Source organism: Enterococcus sp. FDAARGOS_375 (assembly GCF_002393265.1).
Classification (GTDB): domain Bacteria; phylum Bacillota; class Bacilli; order Lactobacillales; family Enterococcaceae; genus Enterococcus_D; species Enterococcus_D innesii.
The window spans coordinates 2,967,501-2,985,616 of the sequence record NZ_CP023515.1 but is presented as its reverse complement, the minus strand read 5'-3'; the positions used below and the strand labels follow the sequence as shown (position 1 = coordinate 2,985,616).

The following is an 18,116-nucleotide window of genomic DNA, read 5'->3' as shown; positions in this document are numbered from 1 at the left end:
GAACATCATTCAATCAACACCGGATCCCCTTCAATAATATACGTTATTAAAAAACGGTCATTCCAAAAAAAAGACAGTTCTTTTTCTAAAGATTGAAAAAGAACTGCTTTCTTGATTTGCACTGTCTGAATAAATATATCCGTGCCGATCAATCAAATGATCGTTTGGCTTGACGCTCTTGTGCTGCTTTTCTTAACTGCTTTTGCGCTTTTTTAGACCCACGTTCAATATCTCGGGTAAATTTACGTTGGGCAAAATCGAAAAATAATTGATCTAGATCATAGCCGTCTGGATAGAGTGCTTCTCGTTTTGTGAGCAGTTGCAATCGTCGAGCAGCAACAACGAAAAATTGTTTCTCAATCGAAATTTTCGCTTGCCCCTGTTCTAAATATTCATAAAAGAGTCCCCGTTTTTCATGTTCTGCTGAAAAAACTTGGTCTCCCTTTTGGAAAATGTGCTCAGGCTTTACTTCCTGCGGATCGGTTCGTTTTCTGGTCGACACAAAAGCCTGCTTTTCAAAAGAATAGGATCTATCCTTTAAATACTCCTTAGCCGTTTGCACGACCTCAGCTGGAATCGCCATTTTTTCGGCAATCCAAAACGCATTGCTATCGCCAACCGCATTGGTCAACAAGCGGTATTTGGGCGTCAGGGTTTTGGCATCAAACGCCATCGCCGCCGTTTCAAAGTCTTGATGGTCAAGGGCAAATTGCTTGATTTCACCATAATGAGTCGTGGCAATCATTAATGCCCCTGAACGATAGATCGATTCCATAATGGCGATTGCTAAAGCCGCCCCTTCATTTGGTTCAGTCCCGCTGCCAATTTCATCCAACAAAACGATACTGTTCCGGCCGGCATTCGTCATGATCTGTGCAATGTTCGACATGTGTCCAGAAAAGGTACTTAAAGAATTTTCTAGACTTTGCTGATCCCCAATATCCATCCAAAGACTTTTTAAAAACGGCACGCTGCTGTTGCCATTATGCGCTGGAAACAAGCCGTAATGTGCCATCGCACAAACGAGTCCGACGGTTTTTAAGACAACCGTTTTACCACCAGCATTCGGCCCTGTGATGACCATACATCGGTTCTCTTCTCCTAGTTTTAAAGATAGAGGAACAGCATCAGTGCCCAGTAAAGGATGCCGGACTTGATCAAGAAGCAAAACTTCTTCTTCAGTGATCGCTATCGGTTGCCCATTGATTTCCCGACAATACTTTCCGCGAGCAAAAATAATATCTAGTACCACTAAAATATCAAGACAGGCAAATACTGCATTCATTTGTTCGGCGATCGCCCCGGTCAATTCTGATAAAACTTGGTATTGAGCGGCCGTTTCTTCCGCCTGTGCCAAGATCAATCGATCATTCAGACGGGCAGCTGCTTCCGGTTCAATAAAGACAGTCGCACGCTTATTGGAACGTTCGATGATCGTTCCTTTAAATTGCTGTTGGAATTCAGCACGCACGGGTAACGTATATCGGTCATTCTTTTTGATGACACGATTTTCTTGTAAATAACGACTTTCTTTAAAAAACTTTGCAAAAACTTTTTTCAGATCAGCTTCATATTTTTCGATCGTACCGCGAATTTTCCGCAATTCTCGGCTGGCATTACTATCAACCTGACCATTGCGAATCTTTTGGAAAATCATTTCGGCGATTTCAGAAAAGTCTTCTAAACCTTGCGCATATTGATGCAATTTTGGGGCGATCGATTGATTCTTTTCGAACAATTGACGGATGATTCGAAAAGATCGTAAAAAGTCTCCATATTCGATAAGCTCCTGTGGTTCTAAAACAAACCCTTTTTCAATTTTCTCCGTATGGTGTAAGACATGCTGCAGCCCCATAAAAGGCACTTGACGACCGGCGGCTAATAGCGCCATCGCTTCAGTGGTCTCTGTCACTCGTTTTTGTGCAGAGTGGATCGTAGCTGCTGGTTTTTCATTCACAAAGCGCGCTTTGCCGTAATCGCTGATTATTTTTTTACTTACTTGTTCTTTGATTTGTTCAAATTCAGTTGCTTTTGGTATATTCATGTGTGATCCTTTCTTGTGCCTGAGGATCCCGGTAATATCCCCGTCCAAAAAAGTGTACAAAAAAAGCGACAGTCTCCCATCACCTGATTCATCAATAACGATTTTTATCGGTATCTACAGGCACAACAAATAAACAGTCTGTTTTTGCTTATTTATTTTAATTGGCTGGTTAGATACCTACGACACTCATCAATATACCTCTTTCTTTTTTGAACGAGTTTTTTTCATTGTAATATAGAAACTGTCCTGCTGTCAACAGCCTTAAAATTCCCTCATCTCCCAAAAAAACGCTCAGGAGCTCCTAGAAGTTCCTGAGACGTTTCTGTTTTAATCATATATGAGTAGCTGTTAACTGCTTACGAGCGAATCAGATGATCAAACGCACCTAACGCAGCAGTAGCACCTGACCCCATTGAAGTGATAATCTGTTTGTATACACTATCGGTACAATCTCCCGCTGCAAAGACGCCTTCAATGTTGGTTGCGCCATGTTTGTCTACCACGATCTCATTACGCTCGTTTAAAACGATGCGGTCTTTTAACCATTCAGTATTCGGCATTAAGCCAATCAAAATGAAGACACCCTCCACAGCTAATGTGAATTCGCCATTCGTTTCGCGATCAACGTAGGTCAATTGTTCGACATGATCGGATCCAGCAATTTCCTTCGTTGCGGCATTCGTAATAACAGTCACATTTTCTAACGTGTTCAAACGGTTTTGTAGCACAAGGTCCGCTTTTAGTTCTGGTAAAAATTCAAGAACGTAGACATGTTTTGCCATGCCAGCTAAATCGATCGCTGCTTCGATCCCAGAGTTTCCGCCGCCAATGACAGCAACCTCTTTCCCAGCAAATAACGGGCCGTCACAATGTGGACAATAGGCAACACCTTTATTTTTGAATTCTTTTTCTCCCGGAACATTGATGTTGCGCCAGCGAGCACCGGTTGCTAAAATAGCCGTTTTGGTTTTTAATACTGCGCCATTTTCTAATTCAACTTCGATGACATCATTGCGACGAATATCCTTGGCACGCTGCCCTTTCATGACATCGACTTTGTATTCGTTGATGTGCTCTTCTACCTGACGCATTAATTTTGGTCCTTCGGTATAAGGAGTACCGATCATGTTTTCGATACCAAGGGTTTCCATCACTTGGCCACCCATCGTTTCCACGACCATCCCGGTATTGATACCTTTACGCGCCGCATAAATCGCTGCACTTCCACCTGCAGGTCCGCCACCGACGACCAAAACATCGAAAAGCTCTTTTTCAGCAAAATCATCTTTACTCGTTGGACCAGCTGCTTTTTCCAATAATTGTTCGATCGTTTGACGGCCGCTTGCAAATTCTTCCCCATCTAGAAAGACTGTTGGCACAGCCATAATTTTTTTCTTGTCAATTTCTTCTTTGAACATCCCACCTTCGATCATGGTGTGACTAATGGAAGGATTTAGCACTGCCATAATGTTTAACGCTTGAACAACATCCGGACAGTTATGGCAGGTCAAACTGACATAGGTTTCAAAATGTAATGGCTTATCGATCGCTTTGATGCGCTTTTGTAGTGCTTCATCAATTTTCGGCGGACGACCGCTTACTTGAAGCAATGCTAAAATAAATGAAGTGAACTCATGTCCTAACGGTAAACCAGCAAAAACAATGCCGCTTTCTTCACCGGGACGATTGATCGAAAAGCTTGGTGTTCGTTTACTTGCTACAGCTTGAATCGTGATTTTTGGCGACATTTCTGCGATTTCTTCTAAGAATTCACGTACTTTTGTGGAAGAATCATCCTCACCTAAACTTGCTGCAAAAACAACCTCTGATTCCAGCATCGCTAAATACTGGGTCAGTTGGTCTTTGATTGCCTTATCTAATGCCATGAGAGCCTCCTAAATCTTGCCTACAAGGTCTAAGCTTGGCGTTAATGTTTCTTCGCCTTCTTTCCATTTTGCAGGACATACTTCACCTGGATGAGTACGAACATATTGTGCTGCACGGATTTTATCAATCAAGCCACTAGCATCACGACCGATACCATCCGCATTGATTTCAACCGTTTGTACCACACCATCTGGATCGATGATAAATGTACCACGTTGAGACAAACCTGATGCTTCGTCTAAGACATCAAAGATTTCTGAGATCACATGAGAAGGATCTGCAATCATGATATATTCGATTTTATTGATGGCATCAGAATGATCATGCCACGCTTTATGTGTGTAGTGGGTATCCGTTGATACAGAATAAACTTCTGCGCCTAATTCTTTTAATGATGCATATTGGTCTTGCAAATCTTCAAGTTCTGTCGGACAAACAAATGAGAAATCTGCAGGATAAAAACAAACAACGTTCCATTTTCCTTTAAAATCTTCTGATGAAACATCGATAAATTTTCCATTGTGGTAAGCTTTCGCTTCGAATGAACCAATCTCTTTTCCAATTAATGACATATCATTTCCTCCAATTAGAATAATTATTTGAGAATAATCTCTATTAATTATTAGTATATCTAACTACAAAATGCAATAGTTTATTCAGAAATAGTCAAAAAAAATGTTATCCTCCTCAGAAATGAGCATATTTATTTTCTATTCAAAGCAAATGGAGTATAGTAATAAGGTTGGGTAATCATATCTAAGCAAAGTTCCTACCTGTTAGATTCTCAATTACATCTCCTATTCTCAATTAAACAAAAAAAGATTGCCTCTTCCTATGATTCCTCACAATGTAAAGTGAGTCATAGAAAAAGACAATTTTTTCATTTAGTATTGAAATAGTTGAACAATCCACCAATTGTTCGCTCCCTCAACGTGATCCGCTTGCCGTCTAGAAAAACTTCTTCGACTGGGTAATGGTCTTGAAAAGGTGGGACTTCCAAGTATTGGCTCGCAAGAAAGCGCTCCGGGGATTCAACTGTTGTTACTTCTTTGCTGCCATTTTTCAGATAATGAATTTCTAACACATCCATTGCCTCTTTTCTTGTATTCTGAACTTTTAAAAAAGCAATGAGAACATCTCACTTCTCGCCGTTCTTTTTTACTTAATTCAGTTACAAGGCGTATTATAGTCTTCCTTTTTTTAAAAGTAAAGAAAGCACTCTCGGTTGAAACGTCTCTTATTTTTTGGCTTTTGTCTGACCAATAAAGTAGTCCTCTAAGACACCACCGATAACAAAAATGACCCAAGAGTAAGCCCATGCATGAAACATGAAGGACCAAAGCATGTAAACGACCAAAATCACTGGCCAATAGACTGTTCGAAAAAAGGTAACTCTACCAGCGGATTCGCCATATTTATGACGTGTTGCTCGATCCCCCGGATGGTCTTCGTCGCGAATAAAATACGTTTCCGAAGCCAATTTCGCAAACCCTGCCCGAATAATACTTACATAAATAATAAAGAACACACCTACTGCAACCGTCAAGAAAAATAGCGCTATACCGAATTCGACAGAGTAATAAATCAGCTCACTTAACAGTACAGGCGCAATCGAAAAAATGCAGGCGCCAATTCCTAAAACGAGACCAATTCGAAAACTTTTTTCATAATTTGCGAGTTGCTGAGCGGCTTCTCGTTTAGCATCCCTTTTGATCGGACGATCATCCAACTGTTTACGAGCACCGGAAAAGTGCAAACTGCTAGAGATGATAAAACCAACCCCGATGGCGATAAAAAGGATCATCACCATTACACCAAATAATTCCGCATAGAAACTAACAAAAAGCATCAAAGCTGCAAAAGCTGCGATACAAAAGCCGATTCCCAAAGACAACGAGAAAGCAAAGTGGCGCACAGTTCCCCAATAATCAAATGCATCATCTTCTGTGATAGCATCGGACCAATCATCAATTGGCTCTTCTTTAGAAACATTTAATTCTTGCAGCAATTCATCCACCGAACCAAACTCACTGATCACCGCACCGATGGCTTCGTGTTCACTTTTCCCTTGATGGATTAATTCCAAGTAGTGGTCTTCCATAATGGCTAAGAGGTCTTCTTTTGCCCTCTTCGTTTCCGGTGTGATGGGTACTGATAAAAATAAGCTGTCTAAATAGTCATGAATGGTTTTCATTTTTCTCCTCCTTGTAAGAACTGGTCAACGACGATCTTTGTCTGTTGCCACTCCAATCGTTTCTGTGTAAGGCTCGCTTTTCCGTCTGCAGTTATCTGGTAATACGTCCGCTTTTTGCCATGCGTCACTTCTCCAGGATAGGAACGAATCAATCCTTGTTTTTCTAGCCGAGTAAAAGCGGAATACAACGTCGTTTCTTTGATCACATATACGGCATCCGTTCCTTCGCGAATACGCTTGGATATTTCATATCCATAAGAATCTTCTTTTGAAAGAATGGATAAAATGATTGCGTCGTTATAGCCGCGAATTCCGTCACTCGAGATCACGCAATCGCCTCCTAAATTACTTCATCTGTCGTACTAATTATAAAACAATTACTACGACAGGTAAAGTAAAGCTGGTAAAGTTCTCAAAAATCAGTCGTAGGTCCTAGAAAATGAAAAAAAGACACGCATTCTCAGTAAACTGATACGCGTGCCCCTTGTTACTTGATTTTTGTTCTCACATACTTATTCAACGGCTGGTTTGACATCATCCATCATTAATTGGATCGACTCCAATCCGGAACCAGCTAAATACCAAACCGCAGCATCCAATTCAATCACTTGATCGTTTTGCCCAGCATTTGTTTCTTGTACGATTTCGTTTGCAACAAATTCACTTTCGCTTTCATTACCACCGATCGCTTTTGTCCGATCAATCACGAAGATGACGTCAGGATTTTTTTCAAGCAAGTACTCATAAGAAATACTTTGTCCATGAGTTGACGCCTCTAGCTCTTCATCAACTGCCGGAAAACCAAACGTATCGTATAGGATACTGTAACGAGATCCTGGACCGAAAGCGGAAAGATTGCCTTCATTCACCATAACTACCAAAGCTTTTTCGTCAGCGCTTTGTGCTTGCTCTTTCAAGGTGTTGATCTGTGTTTGCAACGAATTCAGCTGTTCTTTCGCTTCTTCTTCCACACCGAAGATTTGTCCGATAGCCGTAATATTAGCTTCGATCGATCCCCACGTATTACTATTGTCGACGCTTAAGAAAACGGTTGGCGCAATGGCAGATAATTCTTCTTGAAAATCACGTTGCCGACCTGAAATAATGATTAGATCCGGCTGTAATTGATTGATTTTCTCTAGATCCGGTTCTTTGATTCCCCCTGCTGATTCAACATCTGCATACGCTGATAAATAATCTGGCAGATTGCTGGTTGCTGCAGCAACGACTCGGTCTCCAAGACCAAGGGCATCCATTGTGTCTAATGCACTGTTGTCAAAGACAACAACTTTTTCCGGCGCATAAGGAACAGTGACAGTCCCATTGCTGTCCGTGATCTCGACTTCTGTCGGCGTTTGTGCACTTCCTTCCACTTGGGTTTGAGCTGTCCCCGTTGAATCTGTTGTCCCTGTATTATTTGATCCGCAAGCGGTCAACCCCGCTAGTACGAAAATACTCATAAAACTTACTACTATTTTTTTCATTTTTTCCTCCTTAGAAACAAAATTTTATTGGAAGGTGTAGCAAAATTGCCGCCCATCCACTTGTACCAGTTTGATTGGAATTTCATATAGTGCTTCTAATACCTCTTCTCGAATCACTGCCTCTGTGCCAGCTGCTTTAAAAATCTGACCATCTTTCATAGCGACGATGTGATCGGCATATCGTGCTGCAAAATTAATGTCGTGCAAAACGATCACAACGGTTTTCTGATACTCTTCCACCAATGTAGTCAATAATTTCATCAGCTGATTGGCATGTTTCAAATCTAGATTGTTTAACGGTTCGTCCAATAATAAATAATCGGTATCTTGGGCTAAGATCATCGCCAAGTAAACTCTTTGCAGTTGCCCACCTGAAAGTTCATGGATCGATTGACCAGCATATTCGGTGAGAGATAACTTAGACAAAGAATCATCAATAATCACATCATCTGCTGCCGATTGTCGTCCCCGGTTATATGGATAACGACCAAATGCCACTAGTTCTCTTACGGTCAGATTGACAGCATAGCGATTGCTTTGCTGCAAAAAAGCCATTTTTTTTGCTAGCTCTTTGGATTTCCATTGACGAATCTCCGTTCCATCCAGATAAATATCACCGGTGCGCTGATCCAACATCCGACTGACTAAAGAAAGCAAGGTACTTTTTCCGGCACCATTGGGCCCAATGAAAGCAATTGTTTTCTGCTCCGGCAACGCTAAGGAACATTTCGTCAAAACTTGTGTTTTTGCATAATTCTTGGATACATTTTTGGTTTCGATCATGATTTTTTCCTTTCCAGCAGCAATTTGCTTATAAAGAAGATACCACCTAATAATTGGATCACGGTGCCGATGGTCGTTTGCCATTGAAAGACCTGTTCCACTAGGAATTGACCTCCTACCAACAGGAGAAAGCCAATCAAACTACCACCGGCAAACAGCCAACCGTGACGATAAGTTGGGAAAAGCTGATAGGTGATCGTTGCCACCACAAATCCTAGAAAAACTGCTGGACCAACTAAAGCAGTGGCAGTGCCTGTCAGTAAAGCAATCAAAAATAAAACACCTCTATGAAGCCATTGAACAGAAACGCCTAAACTTTTGGCCTGTCCGCTTCCTAAATGGAGCAAATTTAATTCTGGAATCAGCAGAATCAGACAGATACTCCCTACCAAAATGATCGCGGCAGCAATCAAAAGATGTTGGGTGTTGATATTGCCAAAACTGGCGAATAAGCGGCCTTGCAGCAAATCATATTCATTTGGATCCATCAATACTTGTAAAAAGGTGCTGAGACTACCGAACATCGTGCCACAGACCATCCCTGCCATCAACAACAAAAATAGTCCGGCGACTGCTTTTTGATAGAAAAAGCCAATCAAGAAACTTCCTAGAACGGCAGTTAAACCGACAGAGAACAAAAACATCGCAGCTGTTTCTTGGCTTAACATCTGAATCCCACCGATAAAAAAGAAACAAAGGGTTTGAACAAGGACATACAGTTGATCTAAGCCTAAAATCCCAGGGGTTAGATAACGATTGCTCGTCAGTGTCTGTAGAGTGATTGTACTAAAGGAGATTGCAATGGCAACTAAAGCAAAAGCCATGATGCGACGTCCTCGTAATGCAAAGGCAAAGGACCAGTTACCATAGGTGTTATAGGTCAGATAGGCCATACATGCACAAAGGATTAGAAATAACAAGAGAAAGAGTTTTTTCTTCATCGAAATTTCCTCCCCAGAAGCAAAATCAAGAAACAGCACCCACCCAGTACGCCGGCGACAACACTGACCGGCATTTCATACGGCGCGATGACGACTCTCGCCAATACATCACACAATAACAAGAACGCGCTTCCGGCAAAGCTGATCAAGACCAGATTATTTTTCAAATGATCCCCGAAGACCATGCCGATCATATTTGGGATAACGATCCCTAGAAAAGGGATTTGTCCAACGGTCAGTAAAACGACACTGCTGGCAAACGCCACCAGAGCAAATACAGCAAAACGCAAGAACAAGTAATTGATCCCCAGACTCTTAGCCGCACTTTCACCTAAACCGGCGATCGTTATCTCATAAGCTAAGAAATACAGCAAACCGAAAACAGGAATCGTCAAATACAAAAGTTCATACTGTCCAACCATAATGGTGGCAAAATTTCCTTGTAGCCAAGAAGAAACGTTTTGAACCAATTGGAAACGATAGGCTAAGAAGCTACTAATAGCACCGATGATATTACCGAACATCACCCCTGTTAAAGGCAGCATCATTGGATCTTTCTTTGGTAGAAATTGGCTTAAAAATAAAAAGAACAACACCCCTGCATAAGCAAACACAAATGCTGCAGTCGTACGAATCAAATTTGAGGCATTTGGCAGAAAGAGCATAACCAGCAAAATTCCTAAGCGAGCGCTATCCGTCAGCCCAATCGACTCAGAGGCCACAAATTTATTTTGCATCATGTGCTGCATGATTTTTCCACAGATACTAATGATCCCACCTGCAATGACCAAACTGATCGTCCGTGGAAGCCTAACTTTTACCAAAACAAGCCAATGATTCGGATCACCCTGCTGTAAACCTGTTAAAGACAATTCATGGGTACCTGCCAACAAAGAGCAACCCACTAGAAGAATAAAGATCAGCAGTAATCCGATTTTTTTCAACATGCCCCGCCCCCTCGTTATTGAGAATGATTCTCACTCTCTTTAATAGGGTAACGTATTTCACTTAAAATCACAAGAAGTTTTTTTAAAAAATCCCTTTCCCATCGCAATTTTTGGAAAATGAGTATGCGAGGAAAGGAAATTATGTGATATTTTTCTCTTATAAACCTGCCGATAAGCGTATTCTTATCTCAAGGATGTCTATTTTATCCTTTGGATTATAAAAATACTTACGAATGATACATTCACTTTCTGAGTATCATTCAATAACAGATCACTTAGATTTGCACTTGTTTTCATCTATTGAAAACCATGTAAAATCACCACTTACCCAAGATGATGTATTTTATCAGTTAAAAGCAAATGACGTGTGTCCCCTCCACCTAAACAATCATCGTCTATCAATAAAAATCTATAAGCAAAAGCAGTTCAGTCATCGAACAAGCTTTATCGTTTTCGTTTCGAGATTCTTCATCAAAAAAAATCATGATAGTAGTTGACATCGACCTCCAACAGCAGCCCACCGGATTTATAATTCCCGAAACCAGTCACTGAAGGAAAGCGATAGTCTTCCTTGATTATCGTTACGTGCAAAAAAATAAACCTACGATGATCGTAGGTTTACCAAGGTTTCATAATTTACTTTAACAAGCCATCCAGGGCCAATTGATTCAAAAAATGCAACGGAAAAGAAATGGTAGGATTAAAAAAGTAATCCATTGTTGCTAATTGGTGCAAGGACGTCTTGCTATTGATTAACGTTGAAATCGTGTTGATGATTTCTAAACTTCCACGATCACTCGTGATGATTTGCCCTCCCATGATTACTTTCGTTTGCTGATCAAAAATCAGTTTTAAGGTTACTTCAAAATCCTCATCTGTCGCGAAAAATGTCCGAGAATGAAATGTCTGCGTCACTGAATCTACTTCAAAGCCGTAATACGGTGCCTCAGTCTCATTGATACCTGAACTGCTGACAAAATAGCCAAACAATTTACTAACAACCGTGCGCTGCATTTTGGGAAAAGGAATTTTCGTCGTTCCCTGTTCATTAGCCAATACATTGGTAGCAGCTACGATCCCCGTCCGATAAGCATTAGTCACTAAAGGGATATACAAAGAGCTATCCGAATGATTGAAAGGAATCGAGACGAGGTCGCCGATCGCATAGATGGATGGATCAGACGTTTGCAAGTATTCATTTGTAAATACCGTGCCATCGAGATTTAGTTTTAAAAAGTCTTCTACTAAGGCGACATTCGGTCGCGGATTTACAGCATAAACGACTACATCAGCTTGAATCTGGGTTCCATTTGAAAGCTCAATTCCTTGATATTCGCCCTTCTCGTCTTTGATCGTATGGGCAACGTTGCTGTTAAGATAAATTTGTAAGTTCTCTGGAAAACGTTCCATCAAAATTTCTGCAACTTCATGATCAAAATAACGGAACAACAGCGTATCCATTCGATCGATTAAGTGAATCGCTTTTTGCTGTCCACTTAACGATTCCGCCAATTCAAACCCAATCAGGCCAGCGCCGACGATCGCCACGGTTTGCGCCTTTTCGATTTTTTCTAGTGCTTGCTTTGATTGACCAATCGTTTTGTAGGTCGTTATATGTGCTTCAACATCTGAGGCGAACTCCGAGCGGAAAGTACTCGATCCCATCGCTAAAATTAAGCCATCATAACTCACTTCATCTTCTTGTCGATATGATTCCGTTGACGTCACAAATTGAACCAGTTTTTCTTGCGGAAAAATATTTATGACTTCACTGTTCAGCATCACATTGATTCCTTCTGAAAGAAGTTCGCTAGCAGTTGTGGTCCGTGAGTCTTCCAGACGCGAGATATATCCTTCTAAAACTAAATTCAAGCTGCTGGCAACATAACCAAGGACACCTGATTTTTCTATAATAATCACATCGACTTTGGGGTCAACTTTTTTTAAATGACGGGCAGCAGCAATTCCTGCATGAGAGCCTCCAATAATCACTATTCTCATATCTTTTCCAACTCACTTTCAAGGTTCTCATTGCGTATTTCATCCACGATTTGATGAAGTCGCTCTTCTTCAAATGGGGTTGCACCACCTGTTAAAATCAATCGCTTCTTATAACGATAGCCTTCCGAGATCTCAGAATGATCAACAATCAATAAATCATAGTCCTTCTCCTTCGTCCCATCGAAGTGAATATTCGGATAGCCAGCCAATTCTTTGATCAAAAAACGCCGCAAAAAGCCACTGCGTAATCGTGATTGAGTCAACAAAATGCCTACGGTAAATGCTTTTTCCTGTTTTACTTGAATCCATTGACGGATCAAAAGCAATTCATTGGTTAAATGCTGCTTTTTCTCAAGAGAAAAAGACTGGTTTACGTTTTTCTCCAACTGTTCGATTGCTTGTTGTGCCACTACAATCAAGCTTTCATTCGCAACACTTTGCGGCTGAAATTCAGCAAAAGCAATAATACCGCCATGAATGTATAACGCTTGGATCGTTACGCTGGTTAAGAAGACACCCAACTCCACTGAAGTTTCTGCGGACTTTCTTTCACTATCACCGATCGCCTGCAACAACTCTTCATTTAATGCTTCGATTTCTCGGAAGAAAAGTGACTTCTGGCTTAATCCCTCCTCTGAAGGACCAATCAAGCCTTCTGCTAGTAAAAACAAATAGAAATAAACCGTTTCATAATCGCTCCAGGAAACCGCAAAACGACTGAGGTAGCGTCCTAAGATATTCCGCAGAATCTGGAACATGGCTTCATTTTCTAGAGACTTTAATAGGTGATACGATGCTTCATGCTGCTGTGAGCCACGATAATCAAAACGAGCTTCCATAATGCCTAGCCATAACCCAACTTTCCAACGCTCAGCTTGACTAAACGTTGTCTGTAACTGTTTTTCAATAACTCGAATCAAATTATTGATGGCTGGAGCATTCAAGCGGGTAATCAATTCTTCATTGGGATAACTTTGTGAAAAAAATTGATAATAGAAAAAACGAATTTGCTTTTCATCCCCAATTAATTTTTTATTTTTTAATTGGATATCGAACTCTTTTAATAATTGATTGATGGCTTTGAATCGACGAAACAAAGATGCTTCACTCAACATGAGTTCTAACATCATTTTCGTCGTTGACTCATCTCGATGAAAAAACAAATAAGACAAAATCTGAAAATCGATCGCCTCTGACAGATACGAATAAAAGAATTTTTTTAGTGAGAAATCAAGCGGAAGTGTTAACTGTACTTGATCATTTTCTAAATAAGTCAATGTCGCATCCTCATGGAAAGCGACTAAATTCTGATGAAGATTTTGAAGCTCTTTTTGCAAAGTGGGGGCGGAAATGGATAATGTTTTTGCAAGTTTCTTATAAGAGATCTCTGAGCCATTCTGAAAAAAAACAGCTAAAATTTGAAAATGAACCTGCTGATTTTTTTCAAGCAGCTGCATAACATTCATTTTTGAACCTCCTTCACCTTTCACATACTAATTTCCCAATTAATGACTCATTTGTCAACTATAAAAATTGCCTGAATGACTTTGAATTAGACGGATAAAGCGTTATTTATTGTTCCTAAAGCGCGGGAATGGTAAAATTCTTGAGAAGAAAGGTGGTGAACTATGGGAAAACGAATGTTAGCATTTTTTCGAGCCGATCGATTATTTTCGATTTCCCTGCTACTAGCACTCATTGCTTGTTGTTTTGGCACCTTCCGTTGGTCGTTTATTGACTTCAAAGTGATCTTGTCGCTGTTTGGATTAATGCTAGTGATCAATGGGTTGGAAGAAGCTGGCTTATTACGGGTATTTGGGCAAAAATTGGTGGAAAAGAGCCGCAGTTTGCGGGATTTGATTCGTGCAGTCGTTCTTCTAAGCTTTTTTAGTTCGATGTTCTTAACGAACGATGTAGCTATTTTAACCTTATTGCCCATCTATCTGCTTTTAACGAGACAAGAACAACAGCGAACTAGTGTCATATTAGGCGCCGTCTATTTAATCGTAGCAGCCAATTTAGGAAGTAGCCTTTTTCCCTTTGGAAACCCGCAAAACTTATTTTTATTTTCTTATTATCACATCTCACTAGGACAGTTCATGTGGACAACCGGTACTTTCGTGGGGCTTTCCTTACTATTACTGCTTGTTTCGGTTCAGCTTATTTCAAAATCGCCTCTAGAAATCACTATTCAAGAAGACGACTATGAAAAAAAAACAGCGATGCGCCATGCAGGCTTGTTTGTTATCATGATTTTGGGTATTTTTAGTGTTCTACCCATCTCCATAGCCGTTCTTATCGTCGTAGCCGTGGTTTGGTTCAGCAATAAACGGTTATTTTCCAAAGTTGATTATCGTTTATTGCTTACCTTCATTTGCTTCTTCTTGATCGTTGGCAATATTCAAGACCAAACGTGGATCACCAATCGCATTCGACCGTATTTTCAAGAAACACATCGCGCTTTTTTAGGCAGTATTTTATTCTCTCAAGGAATCTCTAACGTTCCTGCAGCGATTTTGATCGCTCCCTTCACCGACTTGGAAAAAGCCGTTCTTTTAGGGGTCAATGTCGGTGGATTGGGTACATTGATTGCTTCACTAGCCAATTTGATTGGCTATAAGTTACTGAAACAAGCTCGAGCCAAAGAAGCCAAAGCATTCCAAAAGTGGTTCTTTATCGTCAATCTTCTTTTCTTACTGATCTTAGGAACGACTGTCTATCTTTTCTTATAACCAAAGCGATGCAAAACGAGATTCCAGCATAAGGACATTTGCAGCCAGTAGTCAAAAGAGGCATAACTACTGTTTCTGTTTTTCGCTCTTATGTCAGAATCTCGTTTTTTTTTGATCTCTTTGAGGGATTACTATCGAGATAAAAGAAGTTCAAAGGTTATTTTCGTATGGCTTTCAACAGTCAGCGATTCACCAAAGATACGTTGAACCATTTGTTTCCGCTGTTCCAATGAATACTCATCCTCAAAATAAAGATGAAAGAGATCCCGATCGATCTCTTCTTTCACCATATACTCAAACTGGCAGCTCCGCCATTCAATTGCCTCTTCTGATAACCACTTCTTGTAGTAGGTATTAAGCTGTAACTCTTTTTCAGCTACGGGGTCTTCTTCAAAGGGCTGAAACACATTTTCGACTTCAGCGATTGTTCTAAGAATAATCAATTGATCGGTTTTCTTTCGCAACTGCAGCAATGTCTTTTTGTCTCTTAGTGCTGGATTCATGGCCATGAAAATACAGGGCCAGTGCTGGTCCGTCGTTAAAAAGTCGCTTTGGCTCTGTTGGATCAGGTGTAGTTTATTCTGTGGATCATCAATCGTTTCTTCAATTATTCTAAGCATTTCCTTTGAAAAATCAATCGCATAATACTCATTTACATAAGGATAAAATGCGGGGATATAGCGACCCGCACCAGCAGCAAAGTCAACAAAAATAGATATGGGGAACACTTGCTGCTCCAATAAGTAAGCAACTACCTCTTTCGCAATCTGCAATGAAGACTCCTGCTGGATTTGTGCATAATCTTGAGCAAACTCATCCCAAAACAGGATTGCTTCCTCTTCTTCCATCTATAAGACGCCCCCTGTAATCACAGTCTTGCCTTTATTTCCCCACTCAACCGCTTCGGTACCGAGTTTTAAGTTTTCGATCGTGATTCCTCCATCAATCGTTTGGACCGCAGTGGTGTGAATTTTGCCCTCAACTAACAGCGAAGCAATTCGTTTTAAGATCGCTCCTTGGGTTTCAAACATCAATTGAGCATCTGTTTTGGCAAACATGTACTCCCAATAAAAATCGATGCTAAGGTTTTTAAATGGGTTTAAATCGAGCGCTTCTTTCGTATTGACGATCATTCCGACTTTACCAAATGGGACGATTGCTTTCGTTAATTGTGGCAAATAGGTGGAGGCATCATAAAAAATGGCAATGGCTGAAAAAGGTTTGTTTATTTGTTCGGCTAAAGGTAAACGGTGATTAAGAACATGATACACTTGATTGTTTTTTAGCCACTCGTTGTTTCTAGGACTAGCAGTGCCATAAACGGTTAAACCTGCCCATTTTGCTAATTGTGCAGCGATCGAACCCACACCGCCGCTGGCATTGATCAACAAAATCGATCCTTGATTGGCGTTTTCTTCAGGAATATATCCAAATTTTTCAAATAGCAATTCCCATGCGGTTAAACTCGTTAATGGTAAAGCCGCAAGATCACCGTCAGAAAAGCCGGCTGGTGCCTTTGCTGCGATTCGAAAATCAACAGCTTGAAACCTTTGATTCGCACCAGGTCGTTGTGTGGTTCCGGCATAGAATACCCGATCACCAACGGCAAAGCCACTAACTGCTGAGCCGATTTCTTTAACGATCCCAACGGCATCATACCCTTGGATCTGGAAATCTTCACTTAAAACAGTCATTTGCCGACGTTTCGTATCGATTGGATTGACCGAAACTGCTTGTACTTCCACCAGTAAATCATGTGCTTGGCAAATCGGTATAGGAATTTCCTTTTCAATAAATACTTCTGGATCATTTAAAGATCGTCCTTCATAAAAACCTAGTGCTTTATTTTTCATCATACTGCTCCTTCCAAAAAAAGTGCTGAATAGTTATAAAAACCACTCTAGCACTCTTAACCAATTTAGAACATTTATTCTTCACCTTTTACCACAAGTGGAACTAAAAACGGATAGCTTGTGAAGAAATCTAATAAGGATCGCTTCCATTGATCCGAGTCAATCGTTAGTAAAGTGGACTCTGTATACAAATGGATCGTCAATCGTTGATTTTTATCAAGTAAAATAAGAATTTCGCCTTTGTTTTCTGTGATAAAATCATATTGCTGATTCTCCATCGTGATAATAAAAATTTGATCGAGAACTTCTGCTGCAACAGGAAAATCTGTTTCCATATCGACAGCTAAGGTTTGGGTATTGTCGATCAAGCTTGGTGAAACCGTAAAGCCTAATTCTTTTAAATGCGCCAATACCATGTTGACATCATAATTAAAGAGCGAAAGCTGATTGACCGAGAAAATATTCTCCGCATGCCATTGACTGATTAAATGCAAAATCTGTTCATCATTGACAACCACCGACTGGGAGTTTGAATTGATAGTCAACAATGGCAAATAACTAGATTGATACGTAGAATTGACTGGATTTAGTTTAAAACTAAACTCGAGCTCCTTTGTTTCTGTTAAACGAAAACGGACATTGAAATGCTTTGTCTTCCATGTGTCATAGTTATCGGTAGCAGTTAAATGAATCGTTTTTAATGGTTTCAAGAATTCATAGGCATAGTATTCAAGCAATGTCTTTTTGGCGATCACCGAAATATCTTGATCTGTTAAAATCAACTGACGGTAATGAGCAAGCAATCCAGAAAAATCAGCTTCCATGATTGATTTTCGCAATTTTAAATCAGCTAGTTCGTTTTCGGCTTGCTCAATAAGCGATTCGATTCGTTGGTGATCTTGCGCTTTTACAGCGTAATAATCATCTTCGTAGTCAGATTCTTCTTCCGCTGAATCAAACGAATCATCCGCTACATTTCTAGTATCTTCTACTAAAGGACCGTCATTCACTAAGTCCGTCGCATTTGTTGGTACGTTTTCCTCAACTTCATTAGCACCTTCTGTTTGAACCTCTAGCGCCGGTTCCTGCTCCAGCAGCTGTGATTCATCAGGATTTGTCTGCGTTTCTTTCGTCAATATCAGTCAGCTCCTTTCCCGTATAGTGAGCTAAGAAAGCCATTATTTTTGTCGTAAATTCATCAAAAGAACCAAAAAAAGTATCAATTTGACGAAATTCTTTTTCTACGATCG

17 protein-coding genes (1 of these 17 only partly in view) are annotated in these 18,116 nt (G+C 40.4%); 1 reads left to right on the top strand and 16 read right to left on the bottom strand.

Annotation, left to right across the window (positions count from 1 at the left end):
• Window positions 1–148 precede the first annotated feature (148 nt).
• The 12 genes from CO692_RS15540 to CO692_RS15485 all read right to left on the bottom strand — a co-directional run bounded on the left by CO692_RS15540 (window position 149) and on the right by CO692_RS15485 (window position 13,747).
• A complete protein-coding gene (locus tag CO692_RS15540) occupies window positions 149–2,044 on the bottom strand; it encodes an endonuclease MutS2 (RefSeq protein ID WP_096742651.1) in 1,896 nt (631 codons plus the stop codon).
• A gap of 356 nt (window positions 2,045–2,400) precedes the next feature.
• On the bottom strand, window positions 2,401–3,930 hold the full coding sequence (gene ahpF, locus CO692_RS15535; RefSeq protein WP_096742650.1) for an alkyl hydroperoxide reductase subunit F: 1,530 nt from the start codon (window positions 3,928–3,930) through the stop codon (window positions 2,401–2,403).
• A gap of 9 nt (window positions 3,931–3,939) precedes the next feature.
• A complete protein-coding gene (ahpC, locus tag CO692_RS15530) occupies window positions 3,940–4,503 on the bottom strand; it encodes an alkyl hydroperoxide reductase subunit C (protein ID WP_005226227.1) in 564 nt (187 codons plus the stop codon).
• A 308-nt stretch (window positions 4,504–4,811) separates the two neighbouring features.
• The gene (locus tag CO692_RS15525) at window positions 4,812–5,021 is read right to left on the bottom strand and encodes a hypothetical protein (protein ID WP_096742649.1); all 210 of its coding nucleotides are present in this window, start codon (window positions 5,019–5,021) and stop codon (window positions 4,812–4,814) included.
• A 147-nt stretch (window positions 5,022–5,168) separates the two neighbouring features.
• Window positions 5,169–6,125: a permease prefix domain 1-containing protein gene (locus tag CO692_RS15520; protein ID WP_077453469.1), complete on the bottom strand. Its 957-nt coding sequence runs from the start codon at window positions 6,123–6,125 to the stop codon at window positions 5,169–5,171.
• Window positions 6,122–6,454 (bottom strand): PadR family transcriptional regulator, encoded by a 333-nt coding sequence (locus CO692_RS15515; protein WP_077453470.1) that lies wholly within the window; start codon window positions 6,452–6,454, stop codon window positions 6,122–6,124. Before CO692_RS15515 ends, CO692_RS15520 begins: the two co-directional genes overlap by 4 nt.
• 183 nt (window positions 6,455–6,637) lie before the next feature.
• Window positions 6,638–7,609 (bottom strand): siderophore ABC transporter substrate-binding protein, encoded by a 972-nt coding sequence (locus CO692_RS15510; RefSeq protein WP_096742648.1) that lies wholly within the window; start codon window positions 7,607–7,609, stop codon window positions 6,638–6,640.
• A 24-nt stretch (window positions 7,610–7,633) separates the two neighbouring features.
• Window positions 7,634–8,392 (bottom strand): ABC transporter ATP-binding protein, encoded by a 759-nt coding sequence (locus tag CO692_RS15505; RefSeq protein WP_096742647.1) that lies wholly within the window; start codon window positions 8,390–8,392, stop codon window positions 7,634–7,636.
• On the bottom strand, window positions 8,389–9,333 hold the full coding sequence (locus CO692_RS15500) for an iron chelate uptake ABC transporter family permease subunit (protein WP_077453472.1): 945 nt from the start codon (window positions 9,331–9,333) through the stop codon (window positions 8,389–8,391). The genes CO692_RS15505 and CO692_RS15500 overlap by 4 nt, the downstream gene beginning before the upstream one ends.
• Window positions 9,330–10,280, bottom strand: a complete 951-nt coding sequence (locus tag CO692_RS15495) for an ABC transporter permease (RefSeq protein WP_096742646.1) — start codon at window positions 10,278–10,280, stop codon at window positions 9,330–9,332. Before CO692_RS15495 ends, CO692_RS15500 begins: the two co-directional genes overlap by 4 nt.
• Before the next feature lie 636 nt (window positions 10,281–10,916).
• Complete coding sequence (locus tag CO692_RS15490; protein WP_096742645.1) at window positions 10,917–12,281, bottom strand: FAD-dependent oxidoreductase; 1,365 nt, start codon at window positions 12,279–12,281, stop codon at window positions 10,917–10,919.
• A complete protein-coding gene (locus CO692_RS15485; protein ID WP_170920147.1) occupies window positions 12,278–13,747 on the bottom strand; it encodes a helix-turn-helix domain-containing protein in 1,470 nt (489 codons plus the stop codon). Before CO692_RS15485 ends, CO692_RS15490 begins: the two co-directional genes overlap by 4 nt.
• Window positions 13,748–13,909: 162 nt before the next feature.
• Here CO692_RS15485 and CO692_RS15480 point away from each other — a divergent pair, with 162 nt between their 5' ends.
• Complete coding sequence (locus CO692_RS15480; RefSeq protein ID WP_096742644.1) at window positions 13,910–15,013, top strand: SLC13 family permease; 1,104 nt, start codon at window positions 13,910–13,912, stop codon at window positions 15,011–15,013.
• 131 nt (window positions 15,014–15,144) lie between these two features.
• Here CO692_RS15480 and CO692_RS15475 read toward each other — a convergent pair whose 3' ends face one another.
• The 4 genes from CO692_RS15475 to CO692_RS15460 form a co-directional block, all read right to left on the bottom strand.
• A complete protein-coding gene (locus CO692_RS15475) occupies window positions 15,145–15,861 on the bottom strand; it encodes a class I SAM-dependent methyltransferase (RefSeq protein WP_096742643.1) in 717 nt (238 codons plus the stop codon).
• Complete coding sequence (locus CO692_RS15470; protein WP_096742642.1) at window positions 15,862–16,869, bottom strand: zinc-binding alcohol dehydrogenase family protein; 1,008 nt, start codon at window positions 16,867–16,869, stop codon at window positions 15,862–15,864.
• A 71-nt stretch (window positions 16,870–16,940) separates the two neighbouring features.
• A complete protein-coding gene (locus tag CO692_RS15465) occupies window positions 16,941–18,002 on the bottom strand; it encodes a hypothetical protein (RefSeq protein WP_096742641.1) in 1,062 nt (353 codons plus the stop codon).
• A protein-coding gene (locus CO692_RS15460; RefSeq protein ID WP_096742640.1) for a hypothetical protein crosses the window boundary here: on the bottom strand, window positions 17,974–18,116 show its 3' end. 769 nt of this gene lie beyond the right edge of the window; the window shows 143 of its 912 coding nt (coding positions 770–912); its start codon lies off the right edge, out of view; the stop codon is at window positions 17,974–17,976. The genes CO692_RS15465 and CO692_RS15460 overlap by 29 nt, the downstream gene beginning before the upstream one ends.

Coding starts and splice junctions, on each gene's coding strand:
- CO692_RS15540 (WP_096742651.1), bottom strand. CDS start 2,044: ATGAATATACCAAAAGCAACTGAATTTGAACAAATCAAAGAACAAGTA.
- ahpF (WP_096742650.1), bottom strand. CDS start 3,930: ATGGCATTAGATAAGGCAATCAAAGACCAACTGACCCAGTATTTAGCG.
- ahpC (WP_005226227.1), bottom strand. CDS start 4,503: ATGTCATTAATTGGAAAAGAGATTGGTTCATTCGAAGCGAAAGCTTAC.
- CO692_RS15525 (WP_096742649.1), bottom strand. CDS start 5,021: ATGGATGTGTTAGAAATTCATTATCTGAAAAATGGCAGCAAAGAAGTA.
- CO692_RS15520 (WP_077453469.1), bottom strand. CDS start 6,125: ATGAAAACCATTCATGACTATTTAGACAGCTTATTTTTATCAGTACCC.
- CO692_RS15510 (WP_096742648.1), bottom strand. CDS start 7,609: ATGAAAAAAATAGTAGTAAGTTTTATGAGTATTTTCGTACTAGCGGGG.
- CO692_RS15505 (WP_096742647.1), bottom strand. CDS start 8,392: ATGATCGAAACCAAAAATGTATCCAAGAATTATGCAAAAACACAAGTT.
- CO692_RS15500 (WP_077453472.1), bottom strand. CDS start 9,333: ATGAAGAAAAAACTCTTTCTCTTGTTATTTCTAATCCTTTGTGCATGT.
- CO692_RS15495 (WP_096742646.1), bottom strand. CDS start 10,280: ATGTTGAAAAAAATCGGATTACTGCTGATCTTTATTCTTCTAGTGGGT.
- CO692_RS15490 (WP_096742645.1), bottom strand. CDS start 12,281: ATGAGAATAGTGATTATTGGAGGCTCTCATGCAGGAATTGCTGCTGCC.
- CO692_RS15485 (WP_170920147.1), bottom strand. CDS start 13,747: ATGAATGTTATGCAGCTGCTTGAAAAAAATCAGCAGGTTCATTTTCAA.
- CO692_RS15480 (WP_096742644.1), top strand. CDS start 13,910: ATGGGAAAACGAATGTTAGCATTTTTTCGAGCCGATCGATTATTTTCG.
- CO692_RS15475 (WP_096742643.1), bottom strand. CDS start 15,861: ATGGAAGAAGAGGAAGCAATCCTGTTTTGGGATGAGTTTGCTCAAGAT.
- CO692_RS15470 (WP_096742642.1), bottom strand. CDS start 16,869: ATGATGAAAAATAAAGCACTAGGTTTTTATGAAGGACGATCTTTAAAT.